Raw genomic sequence first — 15428 nt, 5'->3', positions numbered from 1 at the left:
CCCTCTGCCTCGGCCCGAACATTCCGCCTGGAGCGTACCGGCCGTTTCGCGGGCGCGCGTCACCACTCCCTGCGGTCGCTCCGCTCGTGGTAGTCGGGCTGCTGCTCGGGGCGCAGGCGCTCGCCCGTGGAGAACATGGGGTCCCCGACGTACGGGCGGGACAGCGGGTCGGGCTGCTGCTGCTCCTGCCTGCCCATGGACAGCAGCGGGTCCACCGGGTTCGGCCTTCCCTGCTGGTAGGAGCCGTAGTCGTCGTGGACGGGCCGGGGCTCGGGGCGGGGCCGACCGGCGCCCGGGATGCCGTGCATCGGGGTGCCCAGGCCCGCCGTGCCCTGGCTCTGCTGGGCCTGCTGGTACTGCTCGGGGCGGCGCGCGAACGCGTCGGAGGGGTAGGGGTCGCTCGGGTACTGGTCGTTCCCGTACTGATCGTTCCCGTACTGATCGTTCCCGTACTGGTCGGCCCGGTGCTGGTCGGCCCGGTCCGCGCGGTGCTGATCCGCGCGGTGGTGGGACGGCTGGTGGGGCGGGTTGGCCTGGGAGGGGAAGCCGAGCGGGTCGGTGCTCAGCGGCGACTGGCGGCGCGGCTCCGCGGCCGGCTGGTCGCCCGGCATCTGGTAGACGGGTCCGCTGTCGGCGTACTGGCCGTCGGCGTAGGGCGCCTCGACGTACTGCGGGCCGGTGAAGGGCTCGCCCTGCGCGTGGCCGCCGTACTGGGGCGACTCGGCGGTGTACTGCGGCCCGCTGAAGGGATCGCCGGTGTAGCGCTGCTGGGGAGCGGTCGTCTCCACGTACTGGGGGCCGGTGAACGGGGAGGGCTCGGCGTAGGCCGGCGCCGGATCGCCGTAGCCCTGGGGCGCGGTGCTCTGCGGCACGGCGTCCCGGGGGGCCGTGGTCTCGCCGTACGAGGCCACCAGCTTGTCCTGGTGTGCGGCGGGAGCGCCTCTGGCCACGAGGACGTCGCTGGGCGACAGGGCGGCCGTGGGCCGCTCGTCGGGCTGGCGCTGCGGCGCGGCCGGCGGCTGGACGTGCTCGGGCGGCCGGTGGTACTGGCCGGTGCCCGGGATGGCCTCGGTGGCCGGGTCGTGCGCGGGCACGGCGGGCTGCTCGCCCGTGGCCTCGGCGTAGCCCTCGTCAAGCGTGTCGAGCAGGCGGCCGACGTCCTCCATCGGCATGCGGAAGCTGGCGGTGCACATCTCGCCGCGCCACAGGCTGAGGACCAGAGTGCCCTCATGCCACGTGACGCGCAGGCACCGCTCCTGACCTCGCGCATCGAAGAAGACTTCGCCGAACGACGGCAACGGGACAACTTCCGACATGGCAGACATACTGCTTTAACCAGCCTTTATTCGTCCACTCAACCCCGGAAAACCCTCTGGAAACCGGCCTTCCCATCTACACCGGGGCCCCCTCTGGTCACGCCCCGTGAAGGTCGCCCAGCCGGTTGGGGTCCCGGTCGCCCAGTGTGCCATGCGCGCCGCCGCCAGGGTCCGCGAACGCCGGGATGCGTCTGGCCGATCACACCGCGTTCGGCGCGGGGACCTCGGAATGCGGGTAGCGTTTACTGCCGTGCCGGACTCCCATCTCCCGTCAGTGGACGAACTGCTCAACGTCGCGGTAAACGCTCTCGGAGGGAGCGAACGGCCGGGCCAGATCACCATGGTCCAGGCCGTACGTCAGGCCATCGACGAGGAAGAGCATCTGGCGGTCCAGGCCGGCACCGGCACCGGGAAGTCGCTGGCCTACCTCGTGCCGTCGATCCGCCACGCGATGGGCAGCGACACCCCCGTCGTGATCTCCACGGCCACCATCGCGCTGCAGCGCCAGCTCGTCGACCGTGACCTGCCCCGGCTGGCCGAGGCGCTGGGCAAGGAGCTGCCGCACGAGCCGACGTTCGCGATCCTCAAGGGCCGCCGCAACTACCTGTGCCGTTACAAGGCGACGGCGGGCTGGCCCGAGGAGGACGAGCAGGACCAGCTCTTCGACCCGCGCGAGGTCAGCGCGACCGGGCGCATGGTGCAGCGCATCCAGGAGTGGGCCGAGGAGACCGAGACCGGCGACCGCGACGAGCTGGTGCCGGGGGTGAGCGAGCAGGCCTGGCGGCAGTACTCGGTGAGCGCGCAGGAGTGCCTGGGCGCGCAGCGCTGCCCGAGCGGCGCCGAGTGCTTCGCCGAGCTGGCCCGCGCCCGGGCGGGCGAGGTGGACGTCGTGGTCACCAACCACGCGCTGCTCGCCATCGACGCCATGGGCGACCTGCCGGTGCTGCCCGAGCACAAGGTCGTGGTCGTGGACGAGGCCCACGAGCTGGTCGACCGGGTGACGTCGGTGGTGACCGGCGAGCTGTCGGAGCTGACCGTGTCGCTGGCCGTGCGCCGCGTCGGCCGGCTGATCGAGCAGTCCGTCGCCGACCAGCTCCAGGAGGCCGGCGAGGACCTCAAGGCGCTGCTGGCCGCCGCGCCGCCCGGCCGCATCGACGAGCTGCCGCAGGTGCTCGGGCTGACGCTGGCGCTGGTGCGCGACACGGCCTGGCGCTGCATCACCGCCCTCGGGCCGCGCGGCGCCGACAAGGACGACCCGGACAAGGCCGGGCAGCGCAAGGCGGCGTTCTCGGCGCTCGACGAGGTGCACGACACGGCCGTGCGCATGCTGGAGGCCTACGGCCACGACTCCGAGGCCGACCGGGCGGAGGTGGTCTGGCTGGACGGGAGCACCGACCGGCGCCCGCCCGTCCTGCGGGTCGCGCCGCTGACGGTCAGCGGCATGCTGCGCGACAAGCTGTTCGGGGATCGCACGGTGGTCCTCACCTCCGCCACCCTGGCCCTGGGCGGCACGTTCGACGGGCTGGCCGCGCAGTGGGGGCTGGGCGACTCCAAGGACTGGCGGGGCATCGACGTGGGCTCGCCGTTCGACCACCCCCGCGCGGGCATCCTGTACGTCGCCAAACACCTGCCCCAGCCGGGCCGCGACGGGCTGCCCCAGCAGTACCTCGACGAGATCACCGAGCTGATCGAGGCGGCCGGGGGGCGCACGCTCGGGCTGTTCTCCTCGATGCGGGCCGCCAAGGCCGCCACGGAGGCGCTGCGCGAGCGGCTGGACGTGCCGCTGCTGTGCCAGGGCGACGACTCGACGATGCTGCTGGTCAAGCAGTTCGCCGAGGACGAGCCGACCTGCCTGTTCGGCACGCTCTCGCTGTGGCAGGGCGTGGACGTGCCGGGCCCGTCCCTGCGGCTGGTCATCATCGACCGGGTGCCGTTCCCGCGCCCCGACGACCCGCTGACCTCGGCCCGCCAGCGCCACGTGGCGGCCAAGGGCGGCAACGGGTTCATGTCGGTCGCCGCCAACCACGCCGCCCTGCTCCTGGCCCAGGGCGCGGGCCGCCTGCTGCGGGCGCAGGACGACAAGGGCGTGATCGCCGTCCTGGACCCCCGGCTCGCCACGGCCCGCTACAGCAGCTTCCTCCTGGGCTCCCTCCCCCCGTTCTGGCGCACCACCGACCCGGCCATCCCCCGGGCCGCCCTCAAGCGCCTGGCCACCGAACCCGCCTGACGCTGGTTCGGTCCGAGGACACGGCTGAGGGCGCACCCGAACGCGTCCAGGGCACACGGGGCCCGCCATGCGGGGGGTCGGTGGGCACGGCACCGCGTGCGGCGAGCCGACGGGCCCAGCGCCGTACGGCCAGGAACGGAGGCAGGCGCCTACGGTAGGCAGGCGCCGGACACGACGAGCAGGCCGCCGCAGGAACCACCCGGCCGGTCAAGCGGGCGCTCCGTAGCGGCGCTCAGCCGGTGAAGGGTCAGAGGGCGTTACATGGAGGGCCGTCAACCGAAGTGCGGCGGGTGGCCTGCCCGTGCGCAGCCGTAACGTGAAACCTCGATCAGAGACCGTTGCCCGGAGAACCATCGGCCGAAGCACGGGCCGGGCCGGGCTCAGCCGTGACATCGAAGGGCGAGAGCAGCGGGCGCTTCGGGGAACGGCCATCGCCCGAGGAGACGCCGCGGAGGCGGCGGGACACCCATGGGGCGAGGTGCTCGCGCAGCCATTGGGCGTCCTCGCGCCGCCGGGCGCGAGGGTCGGCGGTGCGCGGCGGCCAGTCCTTGCGCCAGTCCTCGAACGGCACCCCCAGCACGTCCAGCACCCGCGCCGCCACCAGCCGGTGCCCGTCCTCGTTCATGTGCAGCCGGTCGGCGCTCCACGCCCGCCAGTCGCGCAGCCCCTGCATCGACCACTGGTCCACCAGCCGGCACCCGTACAGGTCGGCGATGGACCGCACGTGCAGGTAGAAGATGGCGAACCGGCCGCGCAGCCGCCGCATCAGCGGCGTGTCGCGCGGATCGACGCCCGTGAAGAGCAGCACGTCGGCGCCCCCGGCCCGCAGGTCGCGCACCGCGCGCGCGACCTTCTTGGCCATCACGTCGGGGTCGCTGCCCGGCCTGAGCAGGTCGTTGCCCCCGGCGCAGAAGCTGACGAGGTCGGGTGCCATGTCGACGGCGGCCGGCACCTGCTCGGCGACGATCTGGTCGAGCAGCTTGCCGCGCACGGCCAGGTTGGCGTAGCGGAAGCCGGGGTCGTCGGCGGCGAGCCGTTCGGCGACCCGGTCCGCCCAGCCACGGTAGTGGCCGTCGTGGCCGGGGTCGTTCAGTCCTTCCGTGAAGCTGTCGCCGAGTGCGACGAAGGACTTGTAGTGCCTCATGAGGTGGAATTCATCTCCGCGAGAGCGTGCAGCGCAAGGACGTATGACTGTAGTCCGAAGCCGGCGATCGTGCCCGTCGCCACCCCGGCGACGACCGAGGTATGCCGAAACTCTTCCCGCGCGGCCGGGTTGGTGATGTGCACCTCGACGAGCGGGGCCGTGCGCTGGGCGATGGCGTCGCGCAGGGCGTAGGAGTAGTGGGTGAAGGCGGCCGGGTTGAGCACGACCGGGATGCGGCCGTCGGCGGCCTCGTGGAGCCAGCCCACCAGCTCGGCCTCGTCGTCGGTCTGGCGCACCTCGACGTGCTCGCCGAGCTTCCTGCCGGTGTCGCGGCAGAGGGTGACCAGGTCCTCGAACGTCTCCACGCCGTATTTGTCGGGCTCGCGGATGCCGAGCCGCCCCAGGTTGGGCCCGTTGAGCACCAGGATCATGCCGAGATCTCCTTGTACGCCGCTTCGAGCAACTCTTCGGCGGGGCCTTCGAGCCGGCCCGGCCTGGCCAGGCCGTCGAGCACGACGAACCGCTGCTTGGCGCCGCGGTTCTTCTTGTCGAGCCGCATGTGGTCGCGCAGCGACTTCCAGGCGTCGGCGCGGTAGGCGACGGGCAGCCCGACGCCGGTGAGGATGGACCGGGTGCGCTCCACCAGGTCGGCGCGGCCGGCGAGCCTGGACAGCTCGGCGGCGTAGACCATGCCGATGGCGACGGCCTCGCCGTGGCGGATGGCGTAGTGCTCCTCGCGCTCGATGGCGTGGGCGAGCGTGTGGCCGTAGTTGAGGATCTCGCGCAGGCCCGCCTCGCGCAGGTCGGCGCCCACGACGTCGGCCTTGACGCGGATCTTGCGCTCGATCAGCTCGCGGGTGTGGGGGCCGTCGGGACGGGTGGCGGCCTCCGGGTCCGCCTCGACGAGCCTGAGGATCTCCGGGTCGGCGATGAAGCCGCCCTTGATGATCTCGGCCAGGCCGGCCACGTAGTCGCGGCGCGGCATGCTCGCCAGCGTGGACAGCTCGCACAGCACCCCGGCGGGCGGCAGGAACGTGCCCACCAGGTTCTTGCCCTCGGGGGTGTCGATGCCGTTCTTGCCGCCGACCGCCGCGTCCACCATGGCCAGCAGCGTCGTCGGCACGAGCACGACCTGCACGCCGCGCAGCCACGTGCCCGCCACGAACCCCGCCAGGTCGGTCGTCGCTCCCCCGCCCACGCCGACCACGGCGTCGGAGCGGGTCACGCCGTGGCGGCCGAGCTCCGACCAGAGGCCCGCGGCGACCTCGACGGTCTTGGCCTGCTCGCCGTCGGGCACGGGCAGCTCGACCACCTCGTGGCCGGCCGCGCGCAGCGCCTCGCCGACCGGGGCGGAGATCTCGGGCAGGGTCTCGGGGTGGATGACGGCGACCGTGCGCACGCCGGGCTTGAGCAGCGTGGGCAGCTCGCCGAGCACGCCGGTGCCGACCACCACGTCGTACGGGCTGTCCCCGCGTACGGAGATCCTGGTCGGGCTCATGCGGGCAGCCCCTTCACGATCTCGTCGGCGAGCTCCTCCGGCGGGCGCTTGTCCGTCACCACGGTCATCACCGCCAGCCCCTCGTAGACCGGCCGCCGCTCCTCCATGAGCTTCTTCAGCTGGCTGCGCGGGTTGAGCACGAGCAGCGGCCTGGCGGAGGCGAGGCCGACCCGCTGGACCGCGTCCGACAGCCCGACCTGGAGGTAGACCACGTGGTGTCCCTTGAGGAGCGCCTGCGTCTCCTCGTTGAGCACCGCTCCCCCGCCGAGCGACAGGATGCCGTCGTGCTCGGCCAGCGCGCGGCGCACGGCGTCGTGCTCCAGCTCGCGGAAGCGGGCCTCGCCGTCCTCCACGAAGATGTCGGAGACGGGCTTGCCCGCCACGGCCTCCACGTCGGCGTCGGTGTCGCGGAACCCGACGCCGAGCCGCTCGGCCAGCAGCCGCCCGACCGTGGTCTTGCCGGACCCGGGGGGCCCGATCAGCACAACCCTGCTCATAGGCCGCTCACCATTCCGCTCCGTGCTCATCGGTCGCTCACCGCTCACTTGATCACCATCGAGGACAGGTAACCGGACAGGTTGCGGGCGACCTCCTCGACCGAGTCGCCCCCGAACTTCTCCAGCGCCGCGTCCGCCAGCACCAGCGCGACCATCGCCTCGGCGACGACGCCGGCGGCGGGGACGGCGCACACGTCGGAGCGCTCGTGGTGGGCCTTGGCCGCCTCGCCGGTCTTGACGTCGATGGTGGCCAGCGCCCTCGGCACGGTGGAGATCGGCTTCATCGCGGCGCTGACCCGCAGGATCTCGCCGTTGGTCATGCCGCCCTCGACGCCGCCCGCGCGGTTGGTGATGCGCCGCACGCCGTCTTCGGCGGTGTATTCGATCTCGTCGTGAGCCTGGGAGCCCGGGCGCCGCGCCGTCTCGAAGCCGTCGCCGACCGCGACGCCCTTGATCGCCTGGATGCCCATGAGCGCCCCGGCCAGCCGGGAGTCGAGCCTGCGGTCCCAGTGCGTGTAGCTGCCGAGGCCGGGCGGCAGGCCGTAGGCGAGGACCTCGACGACGCCGCCGAGCGTGTCGCCGTCCTTGTGGGCCTTGTCGATCACGGCGACCATCGCGGCGCTGCCCTCGGGGTCGGAGCAGCGCACCGGGTCGTCGTCGATCCTGGCCAGCTCGCCGGGGCCGGGCAGCGTCTGGGACGGGTTTCGCGCGCCGCCGATCTCGGTGACGTGGCTGACGATGTCGACGCCCAGGGCCTGCTTGAGGAAGCGCCTGGCGACCTCGCCGAGCGCGACGCGGGCGGCCGTCTCGCGGGCGCTGGCCCGGTCGAGCACCTGCCTGGCGTCGTCGAACCCGTATTTCTGCATGCCCGCCAGGTCGGCGTGGCCGGGGCGCGGGCGCGACCGGGGCGCGTTGCGCGCGAGGCCCTCCAGCTCGGCCGGGTCGACCGGGTCGGCCGCCATGACCTTCTCCCACTTGGGCCACTCGGTGTTGCCGACGCGGACGGCGACCGGGCTGCCCATCGTGCGGCCGTGGCGCACCCCGCCCACGATCGTCACCTGGTCCTGCTCGAACTTCATCCGGGCGCCCCGGCCGTAGCCGAGCCTGCGGCGGCGCAGCGCCTCGGCGATGGCGGCCGTGGTCACCTCCACCCCGGCGGGCAGCCCTTCGAGGATGGCGACGAGTTCGGGGCCGTGGGACTCTCCGGCGGTCAACCAGCGCAACATGCGTACAAGTCTTCCACGTGCTGCCTAGTGAGATGTCCCGTGCTCACCAGCCGAGACAAAGGGTCGTGGACGCCCCGAGCAGCATGAAAGGGCCGAAAGGGAACTGGGTGTGCCTGGTTCCCCGCCTGGTCAGGAGGAGGGCGACGCCGTAGAGGGCGCCGAGCGCCTGCCCGCAGAAGGCGGCGACGATCCACGCCTGCCAGCCCAGCGCCCCGGCCGCCAGGCCGATCAGCCCGGCCAGCTTGACGTCCCCCAGCCCCATCGCGTCCGGTTTGACGAACCAGAGCACCGCGTACACCGCCGTCAGCGCCGCGCCGCCGGCCAGCGCGCGCGGCAGCTCTCCCGTCGGGGCCAGCGCCACCACCATGATCGGGTACGCCGGGAGCGTGATCGCGTCGGGCAGCAGGCAGGTACGCCAGTCGATGACGGCCAGGGCGGTGCCGATCACGGCGAACGGCACGTACGGCAGGCCGAGCCGCCACGCGACGAGCGCGGCCACGGCGGCGGTGACCAGCTCCACGGCGCCTCCGGCCGGCGCGGCCGCCGGCCACACGGACGTGCGGGGCGATCGGGCGAGCAGCCTGGCCCGTCCCTGGTCGTAGTGGGGCGGGTCCTCGTCGTAGGAGTCGGCCAGCGCCCCGATGAGGCGTCCGCAGATCAGCCCGGCGAGCGCCATGAGTGCGACCACGAGGCGACCTTAGTGCGGCGCCCGGCCGGCGTGCGGCCGTTCGACCCACTCGGTATCCCGGCGGACGCGCAGGCTCGGAGAGGTCAGCGGCCCTTCCGGGAGAACCACCGGCGGCGCCGGGCGGGCTCGGTCCGGTCCGCGGGGCCGGTGGGCCGCACCCGGGCCACGGTCACGCCGGTGAGCCGGTCCATCGTGCCCGACTCCACGGCGGCGAGCGCCTCCAGCACCGCCCCCTCGATCACGAACTGCACCGGCCCCGCCACGTCCACCACGACCGCCGCCGCCTGCTCCTGCACGGCCGCCCTGCACACCTGCAGTGCGGTGGCCTGGATCGGCCGCGCGTCCGGACGCCACCTGGTCAGCGACTCCGTGCCGGTGAAGGCGAGCACCGCCTGCCTGCCGTCCGCCCCGACGAGCTTGGGCAGGGCCATCTCGCTCTCCTTCTCCTGCCGCAGCCCGTGCTCGCCGACCTCGGTCTCGGTCAGCAGCGCCACCACGGGCACCAGCAGCCTGGCGCCGCTGAGCGCGTTGAGCACGGCGGCGGCGTCGGACGTGCCCTCCTGGTAGGAGGCGAGCGCGGCGGCCACGCCGGGCGCGGCGCCGCCATCGTCGTGGGGGTCGAGAGGTCGCGGGATGCTCGGCACAACCCCCGAGACTACCCGGCCGGTGCCTCACCCCAGGTCGGAGATGGCCGCCACCGGGCCGCCGCCCGAGGGGCCCTGGTGGACGGCGGCGACCGAGACGAAGACGGCCGGGTCGCCCGTGACCGAGGCCGCCACCCCGCCCACCGCGGCCTTGATCTGCCGGTGCCAGTGCACGTCGGAGTCGTCGAGCATGATGTTGCGCCGCCCGCGAACGCGCCCCGACGGGTCGGCCTCGCACTTCATGAACACGTTCACCAGCCGCCCCCCGAGGTCGGACGGATGGGGGCGGTCAGGCAGCGGCAGGCCGGAGTTCCTGATGGCCTCCCAGATGCCGTCGGCGTCGAGGGCGTCCTTCATGACGCTGTGGCCGATGCGGTAGCGGCCGCCGATGCCGCGCACGTTGCCCACCAGCACGATCTGCGCCCGGTCGAGCTCCACCCCGGACGAGCAGGAGGCCACGGACGAGTACAGCGACAGGTCCTTGTGGATCTGGTCGGCGCGCGGCATGTCGATCTCGCCGAGCGCGACGGCGATGCCGAGGGCGGTGGTGGAGTTGGACAGGTCCATGGAGGGTCCGGTCTCCTCGATGGCGGTGTCCTGGCCGCGGCTCCTGGCGTCGGTGATGGTGGCCAGGGTGAGGAGCGGGGTCTTGGACTGGACGTAGTGGACGTCGCGCGGGTCGTCGATGCCGGCGATCTTCATGGCCTCGCGTACGCCCGCCGCGACCTTCTCCACCATGGCCGGCCTGCCGATGTCCTCGGGCAGGATCACCTCGCTCATGGCCACGCCGACCGACAGCCGCGGCTCGTCGGAGGGGGGAGCGTCGGCGGTGGTGGCGAAGACGGTGGCGTGGGGGCTGAGGATGCCGTCGGTGCCGCCCGACCACACCAGCGGCACGCTCTCCGGCGACGGGTGGCCATGCTCCGCCAGCACCTCGCGGAAGGCCCGGTCGGCGAGGATGCGCGTGTAGTCGTTCACGCCGCCGTTGCCCTCGGTCTTGCCGATGACGGCGAGCACCCGGCCCGCCTCGATCACCCCGTCGGCGATGAGCCGGGAGAGGCCCGAGGCGTCGGTGACGCTCTCGATGGGCACTTTGCGCACTTCAATCGGGTCCGGCATGCGAAGCCCCTTCTCCCGTACCGGTGTCCCCAGCCTGACAGAGCCGGTCAGCGGGGTTCTTGGTCAATGTGTGCCCATGAACCCCGCCGGCGATGTCAACCTGTGCCCAGCGCTCGGGTGCCCGTACGGGCTCGCCGGGGCAAACGACCCAGAAGCGGGCAGGCGGTATGGTCGCCGGTGTGATTCGCGAAGCGCACGTCAACGGGATCAAGCTGGTGTATCGCGAGGAGGGCGACCCCGCCTCTCCCCCGCTCGTGCTGATCCACGGCCGCACCGCCGACCACAACGACTGGAACGGCATCACGCAGCACTTCGCCGCCCGCTACCACGTCGTCGTCCCCGACCTGCGCGGGCACGGGGCCAGCGCCCGTCCGGGCTCGTACGCGGTGACGGAGATGGCCGAGGACGTCGTCGCGCTGCTCGACCACCTGGGCATGGGACGCGTCACGCTGATCGGGCACTCGCTCGGGGGCGTGGTGGCGTACCAGGTGGCGATGAACCATCCCGACCGCGCCGAGCGGCTCGTCCTGGAGGACCCGCCGCCGCCCGTCCCCTTCAGGAACCGCCCGCCGGTCGTCGAGGACGATTCCACCGGGTTCGACTGGCGCATGGTGCACGAGGTCGAACGGCAGCTCGTCGATCCCGACCCGGCCTGGCTGGAAGGGCTCGGCGGGATCACGGCGCCGACGCTCGTGCTGAGCGGCGGGAAGCTGAGCCACGTCGGGGCGGACCAGCTCGCCGCGCGCATCCCCGGGGCGCGGTTGGTGGTGATCGAGGTGGGGCACCTGATCCACGTGACGGCCCGCGCCCGCTTCCTGGAGGCGGTCGACGCGTTCCTGGCCGGCTGAACCCCCGCCTCACCGGCCCGGCCGACCGCGACCTCGCCTCAGCCCAGGTGAACGCGACCTCGCCTCAACCCGGGTGAACCCGGACCTCGCAACGGCCCGGGTGAGCGCGCTCTCATCGGGCTCTCACCCTGGTGTCACGCTCTCAGGCCGGGGTATGTGGCGTGGTTGACATGCACGTTCACCAGCGCCTGAGCCGGCTCAGGCTGATGGCGCCCTCGATCGCCCAGTGCGCCGTCGGAGCCGCGATCGCCTGGCTGGTGGCCAGGGACCTGCTCGGCCACAGCCGTCCGTTCTTCGCGCCCATCGCGGTCGTGATCTGCATCGGCGTCGGGCTGGGGCAGCGGCTGCGGCGGGTGTTCGAGCTGGTCGTGGGCGTCAGCCTGGGCATCGGCGTGGGCGACCTGCTGGTGGCGCGGATCGGCTCGGGCACCTGGCAGATCGCGCTGGTCGTGGCGATGGCGATGGCCGTGGCGGTGCTGCTCGGCAGCAGTTCGATGATCGCGCTCCAGGCGGCCTCCTCGGCCGTGCTCGTCGCCACGCTCCTGCCGCCGGGCGGTGCCGGCGGGTTCGCCCGGATGGTCGACGCCCTGGTGGGCGGCCTCGTGGGGCTCGCGGCGGTGGCGCTGCTGCCGGCCAGCCCTTCGGCGCTGGCGACGCGGCACGCGAAGGGCATGTTCGCCGCGCTGGCCGACGCGCTGCGGCAGATCGCCGAGGCCGTCGAGCGGCGCGACGTGAGCCTGGCCGTCGACGCGCTGGAGGAGGCGCGGACGAGCCAGAAACACGTGGAGGAGTTCCGGCAGGCGCTGGACACCAGTACGGAGATCGCCACCATCTCGCCGCTGCACCGCCACCGCCGCCGCGGCCTCCAGGGGTACGAGCGGGCGGCCAGGCCGCTCGATCACGCGCTGCGGAACACCCGGGTGCTGGCCAGGCGCGCCATCTCCGCGCTCGACGCCTCCGGCCCGCTGCCGCCCTGGCTGCCCGGCGCGCTGCGCGAGCTGGCGGGCGCGACGCTCACGCTGCGGGACGAGCTGGCCGCCGAGGCCCCGCCGGAGAAGGCCACCGCCGCGATCCTGGCCGTGGCCTCGCGCCAGCGGTCCGAGCGGTGGGGGTTCTCGGCGGACGTGATGATCGCCCAGCTCCGCTCCATCATCGTGGACCTGCTCCAGGCGACCGGCATCGAGCCGCAGGACGCCCTGGCGTCGCTGCCCCCGCTGGACGCGCGCGCCTCCGACCGATCGGCCGGGCCGCAGCCCGCCCAGGAGGGCCCCGCCAGAGCACCGGCCAGTCCCGACGAAGAGGACTTACATGGGGCAAACGTGACCCCAATGTCATAAAGATCCGCCAAGGTAGAGGGGTGCGCACCAGGCTCCGCGATCATGTGAAGGAACGACTGGGCACGTTCGGCCTTCTGGCACCCTCGATCGCACAGTGCGCGGCCGGTGCCGCGCTGGCCTGGATCATCGGCATCGAGCTGCTGCATCACCCCCGCCCGATCTTCGCACCGATCTCCGTGCTGATCTGCGTGGGCGTGGGGCTCGGCCAGCGGCTGCGCAGGGTGGCCGAGCTGGTGATCGGCGTCAGCCTCGGGGTGGGCATCGGCGACCTGCTGGTGTCCTGGATCGGGTCGGGCGCGTGGCAGCTCGCCCTCGTGGTGGCGCTGGCCATGAGCGTGGCGGTGCTGCTCAACAGCGGGGCGCTGTTCATCGCGCAGGCCGGATCGTCGGCCGTGCTGGTGGCGGCCCTCGTGCCCGGTGACGACGTCGGCGGCCTGGACCGGATGGCCGACGCGCTCACCGGCGGCGTCGTCGGGATCGTGGCGGTCGCGCTGCTGCCCGCCAGCCCGTTCAGGATCGCCGCCAAGCACCTGTCCGGCGTGCTCGACGCGCTCTCCACGGTGCTGGAGCGGGACGCGGAGGCGATCGAGAAGCGGGACGTGGAGCTCGCGGCCGAGGCGTTGGAGGAGGCGCGCACCACGCAGGCGGCGGTGGAGGAGTTCGAGCACGCGCTGGAGACGGCCAAGGAGATCACGCTGATCTCGCCGCTGCACTGGCACCGCAAGGCGAACCTGGCGCGCTACGAGACGGCGGCCGTTCCGGTCGACCTGGCGCTGCGGAACGCGCGGGTGCTGGCCAGGCGCACGCTCGCCGCGCTCGGCGAGGCCAGCCCGCCGCCGCCCGCCCTGGCCGAGGCGCTGCGCGAGGTCTCGGAGGCGGCGCTGCTGCTGCAACTGGAGCTCGGGGCCGGCCGCGAGCCGACGCTGGCCCGTCAGGCGCTGCTCGCCGTCGCGGCCCGGGAACGCCCCGACGGGCTCGGCTTCTCGGCACACGTGATCATCGCGCAGCTGCGTTCCGTCGTCGTCGACCTGCTGCAGGCCACCGGGATGGAGCACGAGGCCGCCACGGGCACGCTGACGCCACTCGACGAGCCGCGCGATGAGAGCGCCCGAAGCTGAGCACTTTCAGGACGGTGTCGCGAAGCCGCGCAGGACGTCGGCGATCTCGTGGACGTCGGTGAGCTTGCCGGCCGCGACGGCGACGACGAGGTCATAGGCGGAGTCGTCGTCGGTGTCGAGCTCGATCCCGTTGAACCGCAGGGAGACGTCCGTCACCAGCCAGCACAGGCGTTTGTTGCCGTCGATGAGCGGATGATTGACCGCCAGCGACTGCAGGAGAGCGGCGGCTTTCGTGATCAGGTCGGGATAGGCTTCCTGGCCGAACATGGCGGAGCCCGGCCGGTGGACGGCTGAGTCCAGCAGCCCCAGGTCCCGGACCGCCAGGACGTCGCCGAGCTCTGCCTCCGCGAGCTGGAGGACGTGCTCCAGCGTGAGGTAGCGGGTCATTCGCCGAGCCGATCAAGAACGTTTCGCCAGCGCTCCCTCGACTTGGCGCCGAGCCGGAGCACCTCTTCCTCCGCGGCGTGCCGCGCGAGGTATTCATCGACGGCGGCAAGGACGATCTGCTGCATGCTGCGCCCCTCGAACTCGGCGCGCTGCCGTAGGGCCTCGGTCTGGTCGTCGGTCAAGCGAAGGGTCATGGCCATGCCCCCATCGTAAGTCCAAGATGGTATCACCGCGATACCAAACCCTGAATTCACCTTCTGTCGCTCCGCATCGGCATGGGAACGCATGATCAGCGGTGGGCCAGGTTTCCCCGTGGGGCGAGGTGGAAGAACGAGCCGTCCATCGGGCCGAGGTCGAGGCGGGACACCTCGTCCAGCCTGGCCGCCGCCTCCTCCGGGAGGTCCAGGTCGAAGGCCGCCAGGTTGCTCCGCAACTGCTCCACCGAGCGCGGCCCGAGCAGCACCGAGGTCACCCCCGGGCGGCGAGCCACCCAGGCGAGGGCGACCTGGGACGGGTCGGCGCCCAGTCCGGCGGCGACCTTGACCAGTTCCTCGGCGATGCCCAGGTTGCGGTCGTTGAGCAGGGAGGTGGCCCAGCCGCGCGCGCCCGGCATGGACCGGCCGAGCAGGCGGCCCATGCGGCTGTCCGGGTCGGGAGCCTCACCCCGCCGGTAGCGGCCGGTCAGGACGCCGCCGCCGAGCGTTCCGTACACGACCGTGCCGAGCCCGTGCCGCTCGCACGCCGGCAGGACCTCCGCCTCGATCACCCGCTGGACCAGGGAGTACTGCGGCTGGAGGCTCACGAACGGGGTGCCGCCCGCCTGGGCGGCCGCCCACTGGGACTCCACGATCTGAGTGGCGGTGAAGTTGGAGCAGCCGAGGTAGCGGACCTTGCCCTGCCTGACGAACCCGTCCAGCGTGGCCATCGTCTCCTCGATCGGCGTCGCCGGGTCCCACTGGTGGCATTGGTAGAGGTCGATGTGGTCGGTACCGAGCCGGCGCAGGCTGGCGTCGAGTGCCCTGGTGAGGTGGCGCCGCGACAGGCCGCGCCCTTCGGCGCCCACCGGCATGGCGCCCTTGGTGGCCAGGACGACGTGCTCGCGCCTGCCCTTCAGCGCGCGGCCGACGATCTCCTCGGTCTCGCCCCGGTGGTAGAGGTCGGCGGTGTCGATGAAGGTGCCGCCCGTTTCGAGGAAGGCGTCGATGACCCGGCCGGCCGTCGCCTCGTCGCTCGCGGCCAGGCCGTGCCCGGTGCCGAAGTTCATGGTGCCCAGGCAGGCCCTAAAAACGCGCAGGCCGGAACGGCCCAGGTTCAGATAGTCCATGGGAGTCCCCTAGGATCGGAATGCTTGTTCCGGATAATCGACAGCGACCATACGG

The 15428-nt window shown here is 72.8% G+C and carries 16 protein-coding genes; 4 read left to right on the top strand and 12 right to left on the bottom strand.

The window, feature by feature from the left end; genetic code table 11:
• Positions 1-59: 59 nt before the first annotated feature.
• Complete coding sequence (locus FH608_RS27130) at positions 60-1316, bottom strand: hypothetical protein (protein WP_139633414.1); 1257 nt, start codon at positions 1314-1316, stop codon at positions 60-62.
• A gap of 229 nt (positions 1317-1545) precedes the next feature.
• On the opposite strand from FH608_RS27130, the gene FH608_RS27125 reads away from it, so the two are divergent.
• The gene (locus tag FH608_RS27125) at positions 1546-3543 is read left to right on the top strand and encodes an ATP-dependent DNA helicase (RefSeq protein WP_139633413.1); all 1998 of its coding nucleotides are present in this window, start codon (positions 1546-1548) and stop codon (positions 3541-3543) included.
• A gap of 328 nt (positions 3544-3871) precedes the next feature.
• Here FH608_RS27125 and FH608_RS27120 read toward each other — a convergent pair whose 3' ends face one another.
• From FH608_RS27120 to bar, 8 genes are all read right to left on the bottom strand, one after another.
• A complete protein-coding gene (locus FH608_RS27120; protein ID WP_226899943.1) occupies positions 3872-4687 on the bottom strand; it encodes an SGNH/GDSL hydrolase family protein in 816 nt (271 codons plus the stop codon).
• Positions 4684-5118 carry a type II 3-dehydroquinate dehydratase gene (gene aroQ, locus FH608_RS27115; protein WP_139633412.1) on the bottom strand — a complete coding sequence of 145 codons (435 nt, stop codon included), beginning with the start codon at positions 5116-5118 and terminating at the stop codon, positions 4684-4686. The genes FH608_RS27120 and aroQ overlap by 4 nt, the downstream gene beginning before the upstream one ends.
• A complete protein-coding gene (gene aroB / locus FH608_RS27110) occupies positions 5115-6185 on the bottom strand; it encodes a 3-dehydroquinate synthase (protein ID WP_139633411.1) in 1071 nt (356 codons plus the stop codon). Before aroB ends, aroQ begins: the two co-directional genes overlap by 4 nt.
• Positions 6182-6712: a shikimate kinase gene (locus FH608_RS27105; protein ID WP_139633410.1), complete on the bottom strand. Its 531-nt coding sequence runs from the start codon at positions 6710-6712 to the stop codon at positions 6182-6184. The genes aroB and FH608_RS27105 overlap by 4 nt, the downstream gene beginning before the upstream one ends.
• Positions 6713-6726: 14 nt before the next feature.
• Positions 6727-7908: a chorismate synthase gene (aroC, locus tag FH608_RS27100; RefSeq protein WP_139633409.1), complete on the bottom strand. Its 1182-nt coding sequence runs from the start codon at positions 7906-7908 to the stop codon at positions 6727-6729.
• Positions 7909-7951: 43 nt separating this feature from the next.
• Positions 7952-8596, bottom strand: a complete 645-nt coding sequence (locus FH608_RS27095) for a prepilin peptidase (RefSeq protein ID WP_139633408.1) — start codon at positions 8594-8596, stop codon at positions 7952-7954.
• A gap of 83 nt (positions 8597-8679) precedes the next feature.
• A complete protein-coding gene (locus FH608_RS27090; protein WP_139633407.1) occupies positions 8680-9240 on the bottom strand; it encodes an SseB family protein in 561 nt (186 codons plus the stop codon).
• A gap of 27 nt (positions 9241-9267) precedes the next feature.
• Entirely contained in the window at positions 9268-10359 is a 1092-nt protein-coding gene (gene bar, locus FH608_RS27085) for a barbiturase (RefSeq protein ID WP_139633406.1), read from the bottom strand.
• 179 nt (positions 10360-10538) lie between these two features.
• Between bar and FH608_RS27080 the strand changes: the two genes are divergently transcribed.
• From FH608_RS27080 to FH608_RS27070, 3 genes are all read left to right on the top strand, one after another.
• Positions 10539-11207, top strand: a complete 669-nt coding sequence (locus FH608_RS27080; protein ID WP_193318636.1) for an alpha/beta fold hydrolase — start codon at positions 10539-10541, stop codon at positions 11205-11207.
• Between the two features lie 170 nt (positions 11208-11377).
• Entirely contained in the window at positions 11378-12544 is a 1167-nt protein-coding gene (locus tag FH608_RS27075) for an FUSC family protein (protein WP_193318635.1), read from the top strand.
• Positions 12545-12564: 20 nt separating this feature from the next.
• Positions 12565-13662, top strand: a complete 1098-nt coding sequence (locus FH608_RS27070; protein WP_139633404.1) for an FUSC family protein — start codon at positions 12565-12567, stop codon at positions 13660-13662.
• A gap of 6 nt (positions 13663-13668) precedes the next feature.
• Here FH608_RS27070 and FH608_RS27065 read toward each other — a convergent pair whose 3' ends face one another.
• The 3 genes from FH608_RS27065 to FH608_RS27055 all read right to left on the bottom strand — a co-directional run bounded on the left by FH608_RS27065 (position 13669) and on the right by FH608_RS27055 (position 15373).
• A complete protein-coding gene (locus FH608_RS27065) occupies positions 13669-14049 on the bottom strand; it encodes a type II toxin-antitoxin system death-on-curing family toxin (RefSeq protein ID WP_139633403.1) in 381 nt (126 codons plus the stop codon).
• Entirely contained in the window at positions 14046-14249 is a 204-nt protein-coding gene (locus FH608_RS27060) for a type II toxin -antitoxin system TacA 1-like antitoxin (protein ID WP_139633402.1), read from the bottom strand. Before FH608_RS27060 ends, FH608_RS27065 begins: the two co-directional genes overlap by 4 nt.
• Positions 14250-14338: 89 nt before the next feature.
• Positions 14339-15373 carry an aldo/keto reductase gene (locus FH608_RS27055; protein ID WP_139633401.1) on the bottom strand — a complete coding sequence of 345 codons (1035 nt, stop codon included), beginning with the start codon at positions 15371-15373 and terminating at the stop codon, positions 14339-14341.
• Positions 15374-15428: the final 55 nt, after the last annotated feature.

Source organism: Nonomuraea phyllanthi, from assembly GCF_006334985.2.
Classification (GTDB): Bacteria; Actinomycetota; Actinomycetes; order Streptosporangiales; family Streptosporangiaceae; genus Nonomuraea; species Nonomuraea phyllanthi.
The sequence above is the reverse complement of the archived record's forward strand: the minus strand, read 5'-3'. Positions and strand labels throughout refer to the sequence as shown.

What these genes read in the sequence shown, in the direction of transcription:
- FH608_RS27130 (WP_139633414.1), bottom strand. Translation starts at nt 1,316, where the DNA reads ATGTCGGAAGTTGTCCCGTTGCCGTCGTTCGGCGAAGTCTTCTTCGAT.
- FH608_RS27125 (WP_139633413.1), top strand. Translation starts at nt 1,546, where the DNA reads ATGCGGGTAGCGTTTACTGCCGTGCCGGACTCCCATCTCCCGTCAGTG.
- FH608_RS27120 (WP_226899943.1), bottom strand. Translation starts at nt 4,687, where the DNA reads ATGAGGCACTACAAGTCCTTCGTCGCACTCGGCGACAGCTTCACGGAA.
- aroQ (WP_139633412.1), bottom strand. Translation starts at nt 5,118, where the DNA reads ATGATCCTGGTGCTCAACGGGCCCAACCTGGGGCGGCTCGGCATCCGC.
- aroB (WP_139633411.1), bottom strand. Translation starts at nt 6,185, where the DNA reads ATGAGCCCGACCAGGATCTCCGTACGCGGGGACAGCCCGTACGACGTG.
- FH608_RS27105 (WP_139633410.1), bottom strand. Translation starts at nt 6,712, where the DNA reads ATGAGCACGGAGCGGAATGGTGAGCGGCCTATGAGCAGGGTTGTGCTG.
- aroC (WP_139633409.1), bottom strand. Translation starts at nt 7,908, where the DNA reads ATGTTGCGCTGGTTGACCGCCGGAGAGTCCCACGGCCCCGAACTCGTC.
- bar (WP_139633406.1), bottom strand. Translation starts at nt 10,359, where the DNA reads ATGCCGGACCCGATTGAAGTGCGCAAAGTGCCCATCGAGAGCGTCACC.
- FH608_RS27075 (WP_193318635.1), top strand. Translation starts at nt 11,378, where the DNA reads ATGCACGTTCACCAGCGCCTGAGCCGGCTCAGGCTGATGGCGCCCTCG.
- FH608_RS27065 (WP_139633403.1), bottom strand. Translation starts at nt 14,049, where the DNA reads ATGACCCGCTACCTCACGCTGGAGCACGTCCTCCAGCTCGCGGAGGCA.
- FH608_RS27060 (WP_139633402.1), bottom strand. Translation starts at nt 14,249, where the DNA reads ATGGCCATGACCCTTCGCTTGACCGACGACCAGACCGAGGCCCTACGG.
- FH608_RS27055 (WP_139633401.1), bottom strand. Translation starts at nt 15,373, where the DNA reads ATGGACTATCTGAACCTGGGCCGTTCCGGCCTGCGCGTTTTTAGGGCC.